The following is an 18,886-nucleotide window of genomic DNA, read 5'->3' on the forward strand; positions in this document are numbered from 1 at the left end:
GTAAATATTCTTGCGATTTCCAGCGCCAGGCAGGATTTCTTTCGCACTTACTGCGAAGAAACGTCTGATTAGTGAATGGATCCTTCAGCCCCACAGATAAAAATGTGAGAGCGGGCTTGCTCACGATTGCGGTGTGTCAGTTGAGGCATTTTTCACTGATCCGGCGCCATCGCGGGCAAGCCCGCTCCCACAGGGGGGCTGTGCAGGTTTGCAGATCGTATGCCAATACGCTTCTGGGCATCCCGATGTCGAGTTCAGACCACAGGCATTCGCCCCGGCGCTATAGGGTTCACCTTTGTCTTTCCTGCCTTGGAGCCATCATGTCCCAGCCCATCACCGTATTGCGCGACACCCACCCCCTGCCGGTCCTGGATGCCTGCAAATGGGAGAAGCTCGAGGGCGACCCGCACACCGTCAACCTCAACGCCTACACCAGCGAAGACGGCAGCAAGATCATGGGCACCTGGATCTGCACCCCTGGCAAATGGCGGGTGGAATATGTGAAGTGGGAATACTGCCATTTCCAGGAAGGCTACTGCGTGATCACCCCGGACGGCCTGGAGCCGATCCATTTGCGCGCTGGGGATATCTTTGTGGTGGAGCCCGGGATGAAGGGCACGTGGGAAGTGGTCGAGACGGTGCGTAAATATTTCGTATTTGCCTGATACAGACTCTGTGGCGAGGGGGCTTGTCCCCCGCTGGGTGGCGAAGCCGCCCCAAAACCTACCGCCTCGCAGGCCTACTGGGGTGGCTTCGCCACCCAACGGGGGACAAGCCCCCTCGCCACAACAAGCCTCATCACAACAAGCCGCCTCTTGATCGCGAGCCCTCTGACCTATTGAGGCTTGCGATAGCTGTTGATGATCGCCGAGAAGTCCTTGCCCCCTTCCCCACGCTGGCTCATCGATTGATACAACTGCTGCGCCACCGCCCCCAGGATCACCGGCTGGTGCGCCTGGCGCGCGGCTTCGGTCGCCAGGCCCAGGTCCTTGAGCATCAGGTCGGCGCCAAACCCACCGGTATAGCCTCGGGATGACGGCGCAGTTTCAATCACACCCGGCCAAGGGTTGTAGGTGTCGGAACTCCAGCAACGCCCGGTGGAGCTGTTGATGATGCCGGCCAGCACTTGCGTGTCGATACCCAGGGCATCGCCCAGGGCCATGGCCTCGCTGACGCCCACCATACTGATCCCCAGCAGCAGGTTGTTGCAGATCTTGGCGATTTGCCCGGTGCCCACATCGCCGCAATGCACGATGTTGCGGCCCATCTGCGCCAGCACCGGCTGCAGGGTGGCGAACAGTTCCGGGTTGGCGCCGACCATAAAGGTCAACGTCCCGGCCTGGGCGCCACCGGTGCCACCGGAAACCGGGGCATCGGCCATCGCCACGCCGTGTTTGGCTGCAGCCGCCGCTACGTCGCGCGCGGTCTGTGGGTCGATGGTGCTGCAATCCACCGCCGGCACGCCTTTGCCGATGCCGGCCAGCACGCCGTCTTCGTTGAGCCACACGCTACGCACATGGGCGGCGGCGGGCAGCATGGTCAATACCAGCTCCGCGCCCTGAGCCGCATCACGCGGCGAAGCGCTGATGGTGCCGCCCAATGCGGCCAGTTCGTTGAGCACCGTCTGGTTCAGGTCGAACAGGTTCAGCGCATGGCCAGCCTTGATCAGGTTGCGGGCCATGGGCGCGCCCATGTTGCCCAGGCCGATAAATGCAATCTTCATGGTCGTCTCCTTGATCAACGCAGGTTGATGGTGGTGTTGACGCCATCATTGACGCTGTCGTCGTCGAACCAGCGGCTGGTGACGGTTTTGGTCTGGGTGTAGAACTGCACCACCTGCTTGCCGTACGGCCCCAGGTCGCCGAGTTTCGAACCACGGGAACCGGTGAAGCTGAAGATCGGGACTGGCACGGGGATCGGGATGTTGATGCCCACCTGACCGACGTCGATTTCGCTCTGGAACTTGCGCGCCGCCGCACCGCTTTGGGTGAACAGGCCGGTGCCGTTGCCGAACGGGTTGGCGTTGACCAGGGCGATCGCCTCATCGAGGGTATCGACTTCCAGCACCACCAGCACCGGGCCGAAGATTTCCTGGGTGTAGATCTGCATGTCGGTGGTCACGCCCGAGAACAGGGTCGGGCCGACGAAGTTGCCTTGCTCGAAGCCCGGCACCTGGATGCCACGGCCGTCCAGTTCCAGCTTGGCGCCTTCTTTCACGCCGCTCTCGATCAGGTCGAGGATACGTGCCTTGGCACGCTTGGAGATCACTGGGCCCACGTCGGTACCCGCTTCGCTGCCGGCGTTGACTTTAAGCTTCTGCGCCAGGGCCTTGAGGTCCGGCAGCCATTGCTTGGCCGCGCCAACCAAGACCACCACCGAGGTGGCCATGCAGCGCTGGCCGGCGGCACCGAAACCGGCGCCGACCAGGGCATTGAGGGTTTGTTCGCGGTTGGCATCTGGCAGCACTACCGCATGGTTTTTCGCGCCCATCATCGACTGCACGCGCTTGCCGTGCTTGCCCGCCAGGTCGTAGACGTGGGTGCCGACGGCGGTCGAGCCAACGAAGGACACGGCCTTGATATCTTTGTGAGTGCAAAGTGCATCCACCACATCCTTGCCACCGTGGACCACGTTCAGCACGCCCGCTGGCACGCCAGCCTCCAGCGCCAGTTCCACCAGCATCAGGGTCGACAATGGATCCTGTTCCGAAGGCTTGAGCACGAAGGTGTTACCGCAGGCGATGGCCATCGGGAACATCCACAGCGGGATCATTGCCGGGAAGTTGAACGGGGTGATCCCGGCGCACACGCCGATCGGTTGGCGCAGGGTGTAGGTGTCGACACCGCCGGCCACGTTCTCGGCAAACTCGCCCATTTGCAGGGTGCCGATGGAACAGGCGTGCTCGACCACTTCCAGGCCACGGAAAATATCGCCTTCAGCGTCGGCAATGGTCTTGCCCTGCTCGGCACTGAGTACTGCGGCAATGCGCTTGGAGTGCTCGCGGATCAGCGCTTGCAACTTGAGCATGATGCGCATGCGCGCGCCGATCGGCGTCAGCTTCCAGGTCTGGAAGGCGCGCTGGGCAGCGTCGATGGCCGCGTTGACTTCATCGGCTGTGGCAAAGGGCACACGGGCCAGGACTTGTTGGGTCGCCGGGTTGACGATGTCTTGCCACTCGGTGGTCTTGGACTCGACCCATTCACCGTTGATCAACAGTTTGGCCTGTTTCACGGTGGTATCGGCAGACGTAAGCGATGCGTTCATTGTGGTCTCCAGATCTTGTAGTTATGCAGAGAGCCAAGGCGTGAAGCGCCTTGAGGATGAGGCGTTCGGACGATTTTTGGAGTATAGATGTGCAAACTTCCAATAAGAACCCACATAAAAGCCGGTCCAACATGCAAAAAAACATCACGTCTTTAGGGTCGCTGAACTGGGATGACCTGAAGTTTTTCCTCGAAGTGGCGCGCACCCGCAAGGCCAGCGTCGCCGCCAAGCGCCTGGCGGTGGACTACACCACGGTGTCGCGGCGTATCAGTTCGTTGGAAGGTTCGTTGGGCACCCTGCTGTTCGAAAAATCCCGGACCAGCGGCTTCGTCCTGACCAACGAAGGCCAGCGCTTGCTGGGTTATGCCGAGTCCATCGAAAGCACCCTGCACATGGCCTGCGAACAAGTGTCCGGCTCCGGCGTGGCGCTGTCGGGGCATGTGCGCATGGGCTGCACCGAGGGTTTCGGTAGCTTTTTCGTCACCCCGCAACTGAGCCACTTCGTCGACACCTACCCGGCGATCTCAGTGGATATCCTGCCCCTGCCCCACTTCATCAGCCTGTCCAAGCGTGAGGCCGATATCGTCATCGCCCTGGAACGCCCGGAACACGGGCCCTACGTGTGCTGCAAACTGTGCGACTACAAACTGCAGCTGTACGCGACCCAGGACTACCTCGACCAACACCCACCCATCCGCCGCCCGGCCGACCTGGCCGAGCATCCGTTTATCAGCTATGTGGATGACCTGGCGTTCAGCTCGGAGCTGCTGTACCTGGCCAATGTCGTACCGGGCGCCAGCGCCAGCCTGCGCAGCACCAGCGTGATTGCGCAGTACGTGGCGGCGCAGCAGGGGCGTTCACTGGCGATCCTGCCGTGCTTCCTGGCCGCACAAGACTCGCGGTTGCTGCCGGTATTAGGTGAGGAGATCACTATTACGCGGCAGTTCTGGATGTATTGCCGGGAGGATTTGCGCAAGTTGAAGCGGATTACATTGTTGTGGGATTACATCCGTGAGGTGACGGAGCAGAACCAGAGGCTTTTGATGGGCGAGACGCGAGAGATGGTGTTTGCCGACTGAACCGCTATCGCGGGCAAGCCCGCTCCCACAGGTGAGTGGCGGTAGGCGCAGAATTTTGGGGCGACACGAACAACTGTAGGAGCTGGCTTGCCAGCGATAGCGGTGGGTCAGTCAATACATACCCGGCTGAACCACCGCCTTCGCGGGCAAGCCCGCTCCCACAGTTTGGTTGCACAGTTAGGCCGACCTGTCGGCTCAGTCGGCGATCACCACAATCGATACCCGGCGGTTTTCGGTACGGCCCGCAGAGGTGCTGTTGGAGGCCACCGGTTCGCTGCTGCCCAGGCCACGCAGTTGCACATTTTCTTCCTTCATACCCACGTCCACCAGGACCTTGCCCACGCTTTTCGCCCGGCGCAAGGACAGTTGCTGGTTGTACGCTTCCTTGCCCGAGGCGTCGGTATGGCCGTCTACGCGCACGCGTTCGATGCCTACACCGGTGAGGGCCTTGCCGATGCGCTCGACGATTTCAGTGCTGGGCTTGTTGAGCTTTTCGACGTCGCTGCCAAACAGCACTTTGCCCGACAGGCCAAACGCCCAGCCTTCGTCGGTCAGTTCGAAGCCTTGTTGTTTGAGCACCGCCACTTGTGCCGGTGTCAGGCCCTTGGGCGGAGCGGTCTGGCAGCCGCTCAGTGCCAGCAGCGCGATAAACAAGGTGATAAAGAGAACACGTGTGTTAGCAAACAAGGGATCAACTCCTGTGTTGAACGTTGGCAGCGGGGTGCTCCGACTCCGCCGTGTGCTGGCCGCCCTGGGAAAGGCGTTTGGCCTGGTACATCGCCGCATCGGCGGCATTGAGCAAGGCGCCGGGAGTGGCGCCATGATCGGGATAAACCGCGATACCGATACTGAGTGAGGTCAACACTTCGGTGTTGCCCGGCAGCGGAATGGGTTGGTCCATGCTGGCGATGATTTTGTCGGCGATGCGCTGGGCATCCTCAAGCTTGTGCAGGGGCGAGAGCAGGATGGCGAACTCATCGCCGCCCAGGCGCGCCACCAGGTCACTCTCGCGCAGTTGCGCCCGCACGCGCGCGGCGACGGCGACCAGCACGGCGTCACCGGCGGCATGCCCGAAGTTATCGTTGATATCTTTGAAGCGGTCGCTGTCGAGGAACAGCACCGCCACCCGCTCGTTGAGCTTGGCTGCACTGCGCAGCGCACGGATCAGCCGGCCCTCGAAGAAAGCGCGATTGGGCAGCCCGGTGAGGCTGTCATGGCTGGCCAGGTGGGCGAGGGTTTCGTTTTCGCTTTGCAGGTGGGTTTGCCAGGCTTCGAGTTCGTCGAGCAGGGCATTGAAGTCGTTACCCAGGCTGTCGAGCTCGGCGATCTGCGCCGGCGGCACACGGCGGTCGAAAGCCCGCTCGCTACGTGCGGCGTGGGCGACGTCGGCCAGGCTGTGCAGCGGGCCGGTGATGCCGCGCAACATGCGCCGCGCCAGGTAAATCGCGACCCAGCCACTGATGGCAGTACAGATGATGATCCCCGCCAGGCCGCTGAGCAAAAAGCGCAACAGGCTACCGCCGTGACCGCTCAACTCGACGGTGCCGATTTTCTTGCCTTGATGCAGGATCGGTTGGCTGATGGGTTTTTCCAGCAGTGTGTGGGCCAGTTCCAGCTCCACCTTGGACAACACCCCCGTTTCCGGGCGCACCCAGTGCGCCAGGGTGTTGCCATTGAGGTCCAGCACCCGGGCTTCGGCCACTTCTTCCGTGGAGGCAATCAGCGCCAGGGCTTCGGTGGCCACTACGCGGTCGTTGAACACCACCGCAGCTTCCACGGTGTAGTTGATCGAGCGGGCGATCAGGTGCAGGTTGTGATCGGCATAGACCCGCAGGGCCAGCACGCCCAGCAGGGTCAGGGATACGCTGGCCATGGCGACCGCCACCAATGCCACACTCAGGTGCCCGCGACCAAGGACCGAACGTAATGTAGGGCGGGTTTTGGCGTTGCGCAGCCTCATGGTTCCGGCGCTCGACGACGGGACAACTGCAGGACGCTGGGATGAATACGCACTCCGCTGCGGGCCACGGAGTCGAGGTTGACCTCGAATGACACCTGCTCATCACTGACCCGCAGGCAGAACAGGCTGCCCACTGTGCACTGGTCGCCGCCTTCGCTGATGCTCAGCACCGGGCGCCCGATCAAGGCCGTGAACAAATGACTGCGCTCGTCAGGGGAGAGCTTGCCTATATACAGCGCGTCGCAGGCATTGACGATATTGGGGTTGTCGGCCAGCAAACGCTGGACCACCACCGGCCGCCCCGTAGCCTGGGTGGTGCCCTTGACCAGGTCATCGGTGTATTGGGTCGGGCCAACGATGCACAAACGCAGTTGGCTGGGCTCAACCGGCCATCGGGCGTAGCTGAGAATCCCCAGTACCACCTGGGTGACGGCCTGGGCCCGCTGGTCGGCCGCACTGGCGGTAGACGCCTGGGCAAAAGCCAGAGGCGTGACGAGGCACAGAACGGCCGATAGCAGCAATCGTCTCCAGCTCCAACTACGCTCTGCGGGCGAGACAGCCACGTTCATGCAGCGATTCTCTATGATCTTCTCGGGATGATGCCGCAACGATAGCATATTGGCGGAAACCCCATCGAGACGGGGCCTAGGTAGATTCCGCCATTTATCACGAAAAAACCGACACATCAGTCAGGTTTTTCCTACGCCATCATGTCCCCAGTTCCAACATCAGCCCGCTTAAACGTTTCACCTTGCGCCGTACCGCTTCCTCGAAAACCCCACCACGGGTTTCGATCAAACTGAAGCGGTCTTTCGCGCGGGTGATGCCGGTGTAGATCAGCTCTTTGGTCAGTACCGGGTTCAGCGCATCCGGCAGGATCAAGGCAGTGTGGGCGAACTCCGAGCCCTGGGACTTGTGCACGGTCATGGCGTAGACGGTTTCTACATCGTTGAGCCGGCTGGGCAAGACAAAGCGCACCCCGCCCTGGCCATCGTTGCGCGGGAAAGCGACGCGCAGCACCTGCGGCCCGCCGTCAGTTTCGGGCAGCTTCAAGGCGATACCGATGTCCCCGTTCATCAAGCCCAGGCCGTAGTCATTGCGGGTCATCAGCACCGGGCGGCCTTCGTACCATTGCTGGTCGCTATCGATCAGCCGGGCCTTGAGCAGCGCGGCGGTGATGCGTTGGTTGAGGCCTTCCACGCCCCAGGGGCCCTTGCGCACCGCGCACAGCAACTGGAAGGCATCAAAGGCTTGCAATAACTGGCGCGCCCAGTCAGTCCAGCGCGGATCGTCCCGGGGTGTCTCGGCTGCCGGCCGCGAGGTGCGCAGCAGGTTCAGGTAGTAGCGATAGCCCTGGGCGTCGGCGCCCTGCCCGTCCAGCACCAGGCGCTCGAGGGCGCGGTCATGCTCGCCCTTGAGGCGCAGGCAAAACAGGTCGTGGCTGCCGGCGTCCAGCAGTTGGCGAGCCTGATCGGGGTTTTGCTGGTTGACCCAACGCGCCAGTTGGCCGATGCCACTGCCTTCGCCGAAGCGCCGGGAATAACGCAGCATCACCACTTGTTGCGCCAGGGGATGGCTGGCGTCGAGGTCTTGCTCCAGGCCGCTGCCCGCCAGCGTTTCGCCGCTGACACTTTCCAGCCATTGGCGGGTGCCGGGGCTGTACCAGCCTGCCTCGGCGTCGCGGCACAAATCGCCGAGCACCGCACCGGCTTCCACCGAAGCCAACTGGTCCTTGTCCCCTAGCAGCACCAGGCGTGCATGGGCTGGCAAGGCATCCAGCAGGTTGGCCATCATTTCCAGGTCGATCATCGAGGCTTCATCGACCACCAGCACATCCAGCGGCAACAAGTTGCCCGCGTGATGGCGGAAATGCCGGGTGCCGGGACGGCTGCCCAACAGGCGGTGCACGGTGGTGACCTCGGTGGGGATTTTTTCGCGCACGGCTTCGGCCACTTGCAGCGAGCGCACTTGCTGGCTGATGGACTCGGTCAACCGCGCCGCCGCCTTGCCGGTGGGCGCCGCCAGGCGGATGCGCAAGGCCGTGCCCTGCTCCACCGCTGGCGCTTGCAGCAATGCCAACAGGCGCACCACGGTGGTGGTCTTGCCGGTGCCGGGGCCGCCGGTGACGATGCTGAACGCCCCCCGCGTGGCCAGGGCGCAGGCGAGCTTCTGCCAATCGACCACACCATTGGGAGGTGGCTGGTCGAACAGGCCGTTCAAGCGCTGGGGCAGGTCCGCCGAGACCGTTTCCTGCACGGCCAGACGCTGACGCAAGGCACTGTCGATGCGTCGCTCATAGGTCCAGTAGCGCCGCAGATACAGGCGCTTGCCCGACAACACCAAGGGCCGGCTCTGCGCCGCAGCACTGCCATCCACCGCCAGCGCCACCAACGGGCTTGCGGCCAGGGCATGGCACCAATGGGCGCCGTCCAGGCCGTCGAGCAATTGCGAGGGCAACAACATCACGCCACTTGAAAGATCACCTTCAGGGGGCAGCGACAGGGCGAAATCCGGGGCATTCAGGGTCTCGAACAGATCCAGGCACACATGCCCGTGGCCCAGTTGGTGACTGGTCAGGGCAGCAGCCAGCAGCACCAGAGGATCGGCCTGTGGGTCGAGTTCGTGGAGAAAGCCGACGAACGCCTTGTCCAGCGAGCGCAGCCAGCCGCGCTCGACCCAGCGCTCCAGCAGGTGCACCAGGTCGTCGGCATGCTCCAGCGGTGCCAGTGCCTCCAGCGGCACAGTCGAGAGGCTCATAACAGGACTCCTTGTTCCCAGGCGGGTTCGACCTTGGGCGGTTGCGGCTTGCCTTGGAACAACAGGTCCAGGCGCTCGATCAGTTCACGTGGCGGCCGGGTGAAATACGCCCCCTGGCTCACGGCTTGGCTGCCGCGCAGGAACAGGTAGAGCGCGCCACCCACGTGCCGGTCGTAATCGTAATCGGGCAGGCGCGCCTTGAGCTGGCGGTGCAGGGCCAGCAGGTAGAGGACGTATTGCAGGTCATAGCGATGGTCGAGAATCGACTGTTCCATGGCCTGTTGGGTGTAGGCCGCGTCGTCGGCGCCGAGCCAGTTGGATTTATAGTCGGCCACGTAATAGCGGCCGTCATGTTCAAAGGTCAGGTCGATAAAGCCTTTGAACATCCCGTTGAGCATTACCGGTTCGGCAGCCACCCGCGACACACCGTCGTGGGTGTATTGGCAGACCAGTTGGTCGAGGGCGAGCACATCGACTTTATGGCTGGCGAACCAGAACTCCATTTCGATCTGATAGTGCTGCAAGTCACTCAGGGTCACCGATTCCGGCCCCTGGCCCAGGCTCAGTGGCGCTTGCAACAGGTGCCCAAGCCAGCCGCTGAGGGTGCCGATCCAGCCTTCCCAGCCGCGCCGGTTGCAGCGCCGTGCGACAGCATCTTCGATGGCTTCGGGCGTTACGTCGAAGCCATCGTTGCCGGCCCACTCCAGCAGGCCGTGGAGAAAGGTCCCGGGATTGGGCCCCCGTGGGAATCGATGAATGTCGCCGCCAGACGCGGCAACTTCGCGCGGGGCATCCGGGTCCAGGCGTTCGTCGTCGAACAACTTCTGCGCTTGTGGGCTTTCCGGAGCCTCCAGGCTGGCGGCGCTCATGCTTTCCCCAATGCGCAGGGCGCTGTAGGACGCAATCCACCAGTTTTCTGCAGCCTTGCGTTTGGGCAGCAGCGGCGCGAGCAAGGTCGCGTCATTGCGCGGTGGCTGGTAGGTGCTGCTCTGGGCCTCTGGCATTTGCCCGTAGGCAATCGCCGCGCAGCCGTCCTGCAAGTCCATCAGCCAGCGGGCCAAGGCTGCGGATTCCGCCAGGGCCGCGCCACCACCCAACAGATAACCCAGCGCCGACAGGTGCAACACCGAGCTGTTGGTATTACCCCGCTTGAGGTCGGCCACACCGAGCCAACAGGCATGTTTGGCCCGCGTCAGCGCCACGTAGAACAGGCGCAGGTCTTCAGCCAGGCGTTCGTCATCGGCCTGGGCGATCAGTTCGGCGGTGGGTTTGAGGCTGACCTGGGACTTGCCGTGGGCATCGTGGTAGTGCAGCGGCAGGCGACTGCCGTCGACGGGCTTGGCCGAGCAGATGAACGGCAGGAACACCAGATCGTATTCCAGGCCCTTGGATTTGTGGATGGTCACCACCTTGACCAGTTGCTCATCACTTTCCAGGCGCAGGATCTGCTCTTCGCCGGCCTGGCCCGACAGCGCCAGATGCTCCGCCAGATGGCGGATCAGTGCCTGTTCGCCATCTAGCTCAGCGGCGGCTTGTTGCAGCAATTCGCACAGGTGCAGCAGATTGGTCAGCACCCTTTCGCCATCGCTGCGGGCAATCAGGGTTTGCGGCAACTTGAAGTCATGTAGCAGGCGTCGCAGCATCGGCAACACGCCCTGGGTCCGCCAGATCACGCGGTAATCGCGAAACTGCATGACCCGCTGTTCCCAGGCCAGTTCGTCCTGGTTCAGTTGCTCCAATTGCGCCAGCGACAGGTTGAGGGTGACGCAGGCCAGGGCCGCCCGCAGCGGGCGTTCCACGTCCGGTTCGGCGCAGGCCTTGAGCCAGGCGAGTACGTCGTGGGCTTCCTGGGAGGCAAACACCGAATCCTTATCGGACAGGTACACGCTGCGCACACCGCGCGCGGCCAGCTCACCGCGCACGGCCTGGGCCTCCTTGCCGTCACGCACAAGGATGGCGATGTTCGACGGTTGCACGGGGGAGAAGTCCCCATCCTTGACGAACCCTGCACTGCCTTGCTGGCCGCCATTGAGCAACGCGACTATCTGGCTGGCACAGGCACCGGCCAATTGTTGGCGATAAAGCACGTTGGAGATCGGCTGGTCGGTGGGCAGGTGCCAGATATTCAGGGCTGGCACTGTGTGGCCATCGACCTGCAAGTGCTCCTTGCGGCCTTGGGACGATACCGGCTGGAACGGCACCGGGTTCTCGCCGTCCGGCTGGCGAAACAGAAATGCCCCACGCCCGGTTTCTGCACGTTCGAACACGTGGTTGACCGCCGCGACCATCGCATGGCTGGAGCGGAAGTTGGTGCCCAGGGTGTGCAAGCGCCCGGCAGTGGCCTGGCGAGCACGCAGGTAGGTGTAGATATCGGCACCGCGAAAGGCGTAGATCGCTTGCTTGGGGTCGCCGATCAGGAACAGGCCACTGAGCGGGCTGTTGTCTTCAATGCGGTAGATGCTTTCGAAGATCCGGTACTGCACCGGGTCGGTGTCCTGGAATTCATCGATCAGGGCCACCGGGAATTGCTCGCGGATCACACTGGCCAGGCGCTCGCCGCCCTCGGCTTGCAGGGCCGCGTCCAAGCGGATGAGCATGTCGTCGAAGCCCATCTCGGCACGCCGGCGCTTCTCATCTTCAAAACGTTTACCGACCCAGGCCGCCGCGTGTTGCAGCACCGCGGCGTCGGGCGTGGGCAAGGCGTCCAGGCTGGCTTTGAGGCCCACCATGGCATCCAGGCCCGGATGATGCGGCGCGTCGCCCTTCCAGGCTTCGGCCATACCCTCTGGCGTCAGGCGGCTGAAGCCGGTGCCGATATCCAGTTGCTCCAGGGTTTCGTCTGCGGCCCAGGCGCTGATTTTCTCGAACCAGGGCTCGAAATAACGGGCCTGCATCTTGCGGCCATCAACAGCCTTGGCGGCGACAGCTTGCAGGCAGATCTCCCGCAACTCGGCGGCCCACTGCTGCCAGGGAGCCTTGAGCGCCACCAGGGCCTCGCGGCGCTCGTGCAGGCAGGCCTCGATCAGTTCGGCAGGCTCCCGTGGTTCGTCACTGGGGCGCTCGCTGCCGAACAAGGCGCGCACTCGCGGCATCAGCGCCGCAGGGCCACCCCAGTGGCTGCGTACCCAGTTCAGGGCATCGCCGTGCATCGGGTAGCAGAACAGCCGCCAGTAGTCGCGCAACACTTCGCCGAGCAGGTCGCTGTGGTCCGTTTCCAGGGTCTGGGTAAACAGGCTGCCACTGTCGAAGGCGTGTTCGCGCAGCATGCGCTGGCACCAACTGTGAATGGTCGAGACGGCGGCTTCGTCCATCCATTGCGCGGCAATGTCGAGGCGATTGGCGCAACCTGGCCATTGCTCGGCGCTGTATTCGTCGCGCAACTCGGCGATCAAGGTGTCGGGCTGCTCGATTTCATCACGAAAGTAGCGCGCCGCTTGTGCCAGGCGGGTACGGATACGCTCGCGCAACTCTTTGGTGGCTGCATCGGTGAAGGTCACCACAAGGATCTGTGGCGGCAGCAACTCACGGCCAAAGCCTTCCAGCTCGCCGCCGTGGCCGAGTACCAGGCGCAGGTACAACGCAGAGATGGTGAAGGTCTTGCCGGTGCCGGCGCTGGCCTCGATCAGTTGGCTGCCGCGCAGGGGAAAAGCCAGGGCCAGGGGTTTGATGGCGCTCATGGGCGGGCCTCCTCGCTGGTCAGTGATCGCCAGGGGGCGGTTATCAAGGGTCGATAGAGGGTTTCGCACCAGCCTTCGAAATCCTCGCTGGCGACCAGCGCTGCATAATCGGGAAACTGCCGGGTAAGGGCCGGGCTTTCGCGGCGCTCGCCGTCACTGTTGATGCCATCGCCTTCGTAGGCTTTAAGGGCCGCAGCCTGGGCTTTGTCCGGATCGGTCTGGCCGAGCCAGGCAAACGCAGTCTTGACCGCGACCGGCAGAGGTTCACTCATGCCAGCCTGCCAAGCCAGGAGCAGGTTGCCGAGGATATCCTGGGCAAGGTTTTGCTCCAGGGGAGCCAGCAAGAGTGTGTCGTCGCTGGCCACCAGGCCCGTGCTCAACGGAAGGCCACAGGCGCAGGCCACCAGGTGATTGACCCATGGGCGGATCAGGCGATGCCACTTGCGGGTCTTGATCGAGCCGATGCTGTTGGGAATGGTGGTCACGCTGAGCAAGCCGCCATCGCTGCGTCGGTGCAGGCCGCTGACCCAGCCTTCGAGTTCAATCCCCTGGTGTGCGTAGCTGACGGGTTCTGCGGTGTTGTGCGGCGTGGGCCAGAGTGCCAGGAGCTGCTGGTAGCGCTGCAACAGGTCAGGCAAAGGCTCGATCAGTTCGTTGCGCAGGCATTCGCCAAAGCCAACCATGGGCAGCAGGCCGCTGCCTTGCAGACGCTGGGCCTGGGCATCCAGGGCCTGCTCCAGATGATCCGGATCGCTCAGTGCAGCGGCAAGCAGGCTGTCGCTCAAGGTGTAGCGCTGCAGGGCGTCGAGGACAAAGGGCTCTTCATCGGCCAGGGGTACCTCGGCGGCTTCGAAAAACACCTTGAGGCGCTGGCTGAAGAAATGCCTGACGGGGTTACGCAGGAAGTCCTGCAACTGGCCCAGGCTCAGGGGGTCTTCCTGGACGTAGGCTGACAGGCAGGTTGTTTCGAGGGGCAGGTCTTGGGCTTCGTGCAACAACTGCCATTCGCGGGCGTAGCTGAACAGCGGATCACCCTCGTGGAAATAGCGCGCGCTGAAGGGTTGCAAAGGGTGTTCCTGGGTCATTGCCTCCAGCAGCGATTGCTCTTGGGCATGTTGCCAGCCGCTGGCGAGGTGATCGCGCAGTTGGCCGATCAGCACGGACGCCGGGCGCTCGCTGTTGTCACGGATGCTGCGGCCGATCCAGCTTATGTAGAGTTGGTCGCGTGCTGAGAGCAAAGCTTCCAGCAACAGGTAGCGGTCGTCTTCGCGACGAGAACGGTCGCCGGGGCGGTAGTCGCTGCCCATCAGGTCGAAATCCAGTGGCGGTTGGGCGCGTGGATAGTCGCCATCGTTCATGCCCAGTAGGCACACCAGCTTGAACGGGATCGCACGCATCGGCATCAGGGTGCAGAAGTTCACCGCGCCGGCGAGGAAGCGTTGGGACAGACGGCCCTGGTCGAGACCGGCCAGCCAAGCCTCACGGACCACCGTCAGCGGTAACTCGTCGTACAGGCCGACGGATTCGCAGGTTTCCAGCCAGTCTTCCCGCAGTTGCTCCAACTGGCCCAGCAGATAGTCATCGTGTTCATTGCTGGCCAGGAAAAAGCGCTGCATCAGGTCTTGCAAGCGTACACCCCAGGCTTGCGGTGTCGCCGGTTGTGACAGGGCTTGGTGTGCATCGTGCAATGCGTCTAGCAAGGCTACCAATGGGCCGATCAGCGCAGCATCAAGGCCGCCGATTTCATCGTAGGGCTCAATGCCGGCGCAGGCGGCACCACTGCCAACGGCGTAGCCCAGCAGCATACGGCGCAGGCCGAACCGCCAGCTGTTTTGCTCCAGCTCATTGGGCAGGCCAAGACCTGCACGCTGCTCGGCGTTCAGGCCCCAGCGGATGCCGGCCCCTTCTATCCAACGGTGCAGAGTGGGCAGGTCGCGCTCCTGGATGGCGAAGCGTTCACGCAGGGCGGGAACGTCCAGCAAGTCGAGGATTTCGCTGACCGGAAAACGGCTGTCGGGAAGTTTCAGCAGGTGCTCGACGGCGATCAACAGTGGATCGCGGCCCCGTTGGCCCTGGTCAGTGAGGGTGAAGGGGATGAAGCGCGGGTCTTTTTTGTCCAGTTGACCGAATACCGCACGGATATGCGGCGCGTAGCTGTCCACATCCGGGACCATCACGATAACGTCGCGAGGCCGCAGCGCGGGGTTTTCGCTGAAGCGCTGTAGCAGTTGGTCGTGGAGGATTTCCACTTCCCGCTGGGCGCTGTGGGCGATGTGGAAGCGGATCGAGGTGTCGTGCTGCAGATCGACGGCGGGCCAGCGCTCTCGCGTTTCGGGGAGAGGGCGCAGTTCGAGGATGTCATCCTGCAGTTGGTTGAGGATTGTGGTCGGTTCGCTATCGCTGAACAGGTCGATGCGCCCGTCACGGAAAGCGGATCGGTAGCTGTTGGGATCGTCGTAGCTGTCCAGCAGGTTGATGTAGTCGCGACCTTGCTTGCCCCAGGCGGCCAACAGTGGATGGGCGTGCTGGTGCAGCGTTTGCGGGTCGATGGTGACGGGCATCCCGGTCTTGCGCGCCTGGCGCTTGTATTCGTTTCGCAGTAGGTCTTTGTCGGCAACGATGTCAGACCAATGGTGGCGGCAAGGGTTATGCACGCAAAGCAGGACCTGGCTGAAACGGGCCAGGCCGGCCAGCGCTTCAAGCGCCTGGGCGGGCAAGGATGAAATGCCAAACACGATGACGCGAGACGGCAGACCTTGCGGGGCTGTGTCCAGCTTGTTGATGCGCTCGATAAAGCGTTGATGGACCCCGGCACGGCTCTGCGCCATACCCTCCTCGCCGACATCCAGCAGCAATGCTCGCCATAACTCGGCCTGCCAGCAGTTGGCCGGGATCAGGGGTTTGGCCTCGCCTCGGCCGTTGCGCAGTTGATGTCGACCGGCGGCCCAGTCTTCCAGCCAGTCCGCACGATAGACCTGGTATTGGTCGAACAAGTCGGCCAGGCGCTCCGCCAGTTGGTAGCGTTTACGCAGGTCGGTGTCATGGGTAAGGAAGCGTTGCAGGGGCTCGAAGTGCGGCTGGTCGATCAGCTCGGGCAAGAGGCGCATGAGACGCCAGGTCAGCGGGGCTTTGTCCAGAAGGGACTTGACCGGGATTTCGTCGCGGCCCAGGACCATGCGATAAAGCTGCCACATGAAACTGCCGGGCAACTGCACGTCGATTGCAGCGGCAATGCCACAGCCGCCCGTGTCGTCATCTTCTGGATCTTCAGCAAGCGCCAGTTTGAGCCATTGTGCGATGCCGTTGCTTTGCACCAGGGCGATTTCGTTTTCCAGGGGAGCCAGTGGATAGCGACGCATCCAACTGACGACCAGGCTGCGCAGCTCATCCAGGCGATTGCCGTGGACGACCATGAATCCAGCACTGAGGGACGTTGCATCCGGCATAACGGCTTCCTTGGGAAAAGCAAAATCGAGGCAGCGACTTTAGCATTGAAGGGCGTTATGGGCGGTGTTGGACTAAGCGCAAAATCCCATCAGCGCTTTTCTACCGCCCAAAACAAAACCCCAACTGCTTTCGCAATTGGGGTTTCGGAATTTAATCTTGACGATGACCTACTCTCACATGGGGAAACCCCACACTACCATCGGCGATGCATCGTTTCACTGCTGAGTTCGGGATGGGATCAGGTGGTTCCAATGCTCTATGGTCGTCAAGAAATTCGGGTACTGAGTCGTGGCCAGCTGGCCTCGCTTCAGCAAATTGGGTATGTAATAGAATTCGGTGTTTGCAAGAATCGAACTTTCGGTTCGTTTCGTCTTCACACACCGCAATCTGGCTCTGCTCTTTATTCAAGAGTAGTCAAATTGCTTGGGTGTTATATGGTCAAGCCTCACGGGCAATTAGTATTGGTTAGCTCAACGCCTCACAGCGCTTACACACCCAACCTATCAACGTCGTAGTCTTCGACGGCCCTTCAGGGAACTCAAGGTTCCAGTGAGATCTCATCTTGAGGCTAGTTTCCCGCTTAGATGCTTTCAGCGGTTATCTATTCCGAACATAGCTACCCGGCAATGCCACTGGCGTGACAACCGGAACACCAGAGGTTCGTCCACTCCGGTCCTCTCGTACTAGGAGCAGCCCCTCTCAAATCTCAAACGTCCACGGCAGATAGGGACCGAACTGTCTCACGACGTTCTAAACCCAGCTCGCGTACCACTTTAAATGGCGAACAGCCATACCCTTGGGACCGGCTTCAGCCCCAGGATGTGATGAGCCGACATCGAGGTGCCAAACACCGCCGTCGATATGAACTCTTGGGCGGTATCAGCCTGTTATCCCCGGAGTACCTTTTATCCGTTGAGCGATGGCCCTTCCATACAGAACCACCGGATCACTAAGACCTACTTTCGTACCTGCTCGACGTGTCTGTCTCGCAGTCAAGCGCGCTTTTGCCTTTATACTCTACGACCGATTTCCGACCGGTCTGAGCGCACCTTCGTACTCCTCCGTTACTCTTTAGGAGGAGACCGCCCCAGTCAAACTACCCACCATACACTGTCCTCGATCCGGATAACGGACCTGAGTTAGAACCTCAAAGTTGCCAGGGTGGTATTTCAAGGTTGGCTCCACGCAGACTGGCGTCCACGCTTCAAAGCCTCCCACCTATCCTACACAAGCAAATTCAAAGTCCAGTGCAAAGCTATAGTAAAGGTTCACGGGGTCTTTCCGTCTAGCCGCGGATACACTGCATCTTCACAGCGATTTCAATTTCACTGAGTCTCGGGTGGAGACAGCGCCGCCATCGTTACGCCATTCGTGCAGGTCGGAACTTACCCGACAAGGAATTTCGCTACCTTAGGACCGTTATAGTTACGGCCGCCGTTTACCGGGGCTTCGATCAAGAGCTTCGCGTTAGCTAACCCCATCAATTAACCTTCCGGCACCGGGCAGGCGTCACACCCTATACGTCCACTTTCGTGTTTGCAGAGTGCTGTGTTTTTAATAAACAGTCGCAGCGGCCTGGTATCTTCGACCGGCATGAGCTTACGGAGCAAGTCCTTCACCCTCACCGGCGCACCTTCTCCCGAAGTTACGGTGCCATTTTGCCTAGTTCCTTCACCCGAGTTCTCTCAAGCGCCTTGGTATTCTCTACCCAACCACCTGTGTCGGTTTGGGGTACGGTTCCTGGTTACCTGAAGCTTAGAAGCTTTTCTTGGAAGCATGGCATCAACCACTTCGTCACTCAAAGAGTAACTCGTCATCAGCTCTCGGCCTTAGAATCCCGGATTTACCTAAGATTCCAGCCTACCACCTTAAACTTGGACAACCAACGCCAAGCTGGCCTAGCCTTCTCCGTCCCTCCATCGCAATAACCAGAAGTACAGGAATATTAACCTGTTTTCCATCGACTACGCTTTTCAGCCTCGCCTTAGGGACCGACTAACCCTGCGTCGATTAACGTTGCGCAGGAAACCTTGGTCTTTCGGCGTGGGTGTTTTTCACACCCATTGTCGTTACTCATGTCAGCATTCGCACTTCTGATACCTCCAGCAAGCTTCTCAACTCACCTTCACAGGCTTACAGAACGCTCCTCTACCGCATCACCCGAAGGTGATACCCGTAGCTTCGGTGTATGGTTTGAGCCCCGTTACATCTTCCGCGCAGGCCGACTCGACTAGTGAGCTATTACGCTTTCTTTAAAGGGTGGCTGCTTCTAAGCCAACCTCCTAGCTGTCTAAGCCTTCCCACATCGTTTCCCACTTAACCATAACTTTGGGACCTTAGCTGACGGTCTGGGTTGTTTCCCTTTTCACGACGGACGTTAGCACCCGCCGTGTGTCTCCCATGCTCGGCACTTGTAGGTATTCGGAGTTTGCATCGGTTTGGTAAGTCGGGATGACCCCCTAGCCGAAACAGTGCTCTACCCCCTACAGTGATACATGAGGCGCTACCTAAATAGCTTTCGAGGAGAACCAGCTATCTCCGAGCTTGATTAGCCTTTCACTCCGATCCACAGGTCATCCGCTAACTTTTCAACGGTAGTCGGTTCGGTCCTCCAGTTAGTGTTACCCAACCTTCAACCTGCCCATGGATAGATCGCCCGGTTTCGGGTCTATTCCCAGCGACTAGACGCCCTATTAAGACTC

10 protein-coding genes and 2 rRNA genes (1 of these 12 running past the window's edge) are annotated in these 18,886 nt (G+C 61.3%); 2 read left to right on the forward strand and 10 right to left on the reverse strand.

Annotation, left to right across the window (positions count from 1 at the left end):
- The first annotated feature begins 320 nt into the window (after positions 1-320).
- A complete protein-coding gene (locus tag HKK57_RS06215) occupies positions 321-665 on the forward strand; it encodes a cupin domain-containing protein (RefSeq protein ID WP_029299917.1) in 345 nt (114 codons plus the stop codon).
- 170 nt (positions 666-835) lie between these two features.
- Here HKK57_RS06215 and mmsB read toward each other — a convergent pair whose 3' ends face one another.
- Both mmsB and HKK57_RS06225 read right to left on the reverse strand, forming a co-directional pair.
- Positions 836-1,723: a 3-hydroxyisobutyrate dehydrogenase gene (gene mmsB / locus HKK57_RS06220; RefSeq protein ID WP_029299919.1), complete on the reverse strand. Its 888-nt coding sequence runs from the start codon at positions 1,721-1,723 to the stop codon at positions 836-838.
- Between the two features lie 14 nt (positions 1,724-1,737).
- Complete coding sequence (locus HKK57_RS06225) at positions 1,738-3,264, reverse strand: CoA-acylating methylmalonate-semialdehyde dehydrogenase (RefSeq protein WP_029299921.1); 1,527 nt, start codon at positions 3,262-3,264, stop codon at positions 1,738-1,740.
- 131 nt (positions 3,265-3,395) lie between these two features.
- Between HKK57_RS06225 and HKK57_RS06230 the strand changes: the two genes are divergently transcribed.
- Positions 3,396-4,343 carry a LysR family transcriptional regulator gene (locus tag HKK57_RS06230; RefSeq protein WP_169389932.1) on the forward strand — a complete coding sequence of 316 codons (948 nt, stop codon included), beginning with the start codon at positions 3,396-3,398 and terminating at the stop codon, positions 4,341-4,343.
- Positions 4,344-4,538: 195 nt separating this feature from the next.
- Here HKK57_RS06230 and HKK57_RS06235 read toward each other — a convergent pair whose 3' ends face one another.
- The 8 genes from HKK57_RS06235 to HKK57_RS06270 all read right to left on the reverse strand — a co-directional run.
- The gene (locus tag HKK57_RS06235) at positions 4,539-5,030 is read right to left on the reverse strand and encodes an OmpA family protein (protein ID WP_029299925.1); all 492 of its coding nucleotides are present in this window, start codon (positions 5,028-5,030) and stop codon (positions 4,539-4,541) included.
- 4 nt (positions 5,031-5,034) lie between these two features.
- Entirely contained in the window at positions 5,035-6,303 is a 1,269-nt protein-coding gene (locus HKK57_RS06240) for a diguanylate cyclase domain-containing protein (RefSeq protein WP_029299926.1), read from the reverse strand.
- Positions 6,300-6,872: a YfiR family protein gene (locus tag HKK57_RS06245; protein WP_029299928.1), complete on the reverse strand. Its 573-nt coding sequence runs from the start codon at positions 6,870-6,872 to the stop codon at positions 6,300-6,302. Before HKK57_RS06245 ends, HKK57_RS06240 begins: the two co-directional genes overlap by 4 nt.
- Before the next feature lie 139 nt (positions 6,873-7,011).
- Complete coding sequence (gene recD / locus HKK57_RS06250; protein WP_029299930.1) at positions 7,012-9,060, reverse strand: exodeoxyribonuclease V subunit alpha; 2,049 nt, start codon at positions 9,058-9,060, stop codon at positions 7,012-7,014.
- Positions 9,057-12,737 carry an exodeoxyribonuclease V subunit beta gene (gene recB, locus HKK57_RS06255; protein WP_169389933.1) on the reverse strand — a complete coding sequence of 1,227 codons (3,681 nt, stop codon included), beginning with the start codon at positions 12,735-12,737 and terminating at the stop codon, positions 9,057-9,059. The genes recD and recB overlap by 4 nt, the downstream gene beginning before the upstream one ends.
- Positions 12,734-16,183 (reverse strand): exodeoxyribonuclease V subunit gamma, encoded by a 3,450-nt coding sequence (gene recC, locus HKK57_RS06260; protein WP_169389934.1) that lies wholly within the window; start codon positions 16,181-16,183, stop codon positions 12,734-12,736. Before recC ends, recB begins: the two co-directional genes overlap by 4 nt.
- Before the next feature lie 155 nt (positions 16,184-16,338).
- Positions 16,339-16,454 (reverse strand): 5S ribosomal RNA (rrf, locus tag HKK57_RS06265).
- Positions 16,455-16,618: 164 nt separating this feature from the next.
- Positions 16,619-18,886: ribosomal RNA gene (locus tag HKK57_RS06270) — 23S ribosomal RNA — on the reverse strand (it continues 626 nt past the right edge of the window).

Source organism: Pseudomonas sp. ADAK21 (assembly GCF_012935735.1).
GTDB classification, from domain to species: Bacteria; Pseudomonadota; Gammaproteobacteria; order Pseudomonadales; family Pseudomonadaceae; genus Aquipseudomonas; species Aquipseudomonas proteolytica.

What these genes read in the sequence shown, in the direction of transcription:
- HKK57_RS06230 (WP_169389932.1), top strand. Translation starts at nt 3,396, where the DNA reads ATGCAAAAAAACATCACGTCTTTAGGGTCGCTGAACTGGGATGACCTG.
- HKK57_RS06245 (WP_029299928.1), bottom strand. Translation starts at nt 6,872, where the DNA reads ATGAACGTGGCTGTCTCGCCCGCAGAGCGTAGTTGGAGCTGGAGACGA.
- recC (WP_169389934.1), bottom strand. Translation starts at nt 16,183, where the DNA reads ATGCCGGATGCAACGTCCCTCAGTGCTGGATTCATGGTCGTCCACGGC.
- recD (WP_029299930.1), bottom strand. Translation starts at nt 9,060, where the DNA reads ATGAGCCTCTCGACTGTGCCGCTGGAGGCACTGGCACCGCTGGAGCAT.
- HKK57_RS06215 (WP_029299917.1), top strand. Translation starts at nt 321, where the DNA reads ATGTCCCAGCCCATCACCGTATTGCGCGACACCCACCCCCTGCCGGTC.
- recB (WP_169389933.1), bottom strand. Translation starts at nt 12,737, where the DNA reads ATGAGCGCCATCAAACCCCTGGCCCTGGCTTTTCCCCTGCGCGGCAGC.
- mmsB (WP_029299919.1), bottom strand. Translation starts at nt 1,723, where the DNA reads ATGAAGATTGCATTTATCGGCCTGGGCAACATGGGCGCGCCCATGGCC.
- HKK57_RS06240 (WP_029299926.1), bottom strand. Translation starts at nt 6,303, where the DNA reads ATGAGGCTGCGCAACGCCAAAACCCGCCCTACATTACGTTCGGTCCTT.
- HKK57_RS06225 (WP_029299921.1), bottom strand. Translation starts at nt 3,264, where the DNA reads ATGAACGCATCGCTTACGTCTGCCGATACCACCGTGAAACAGGCCAAA.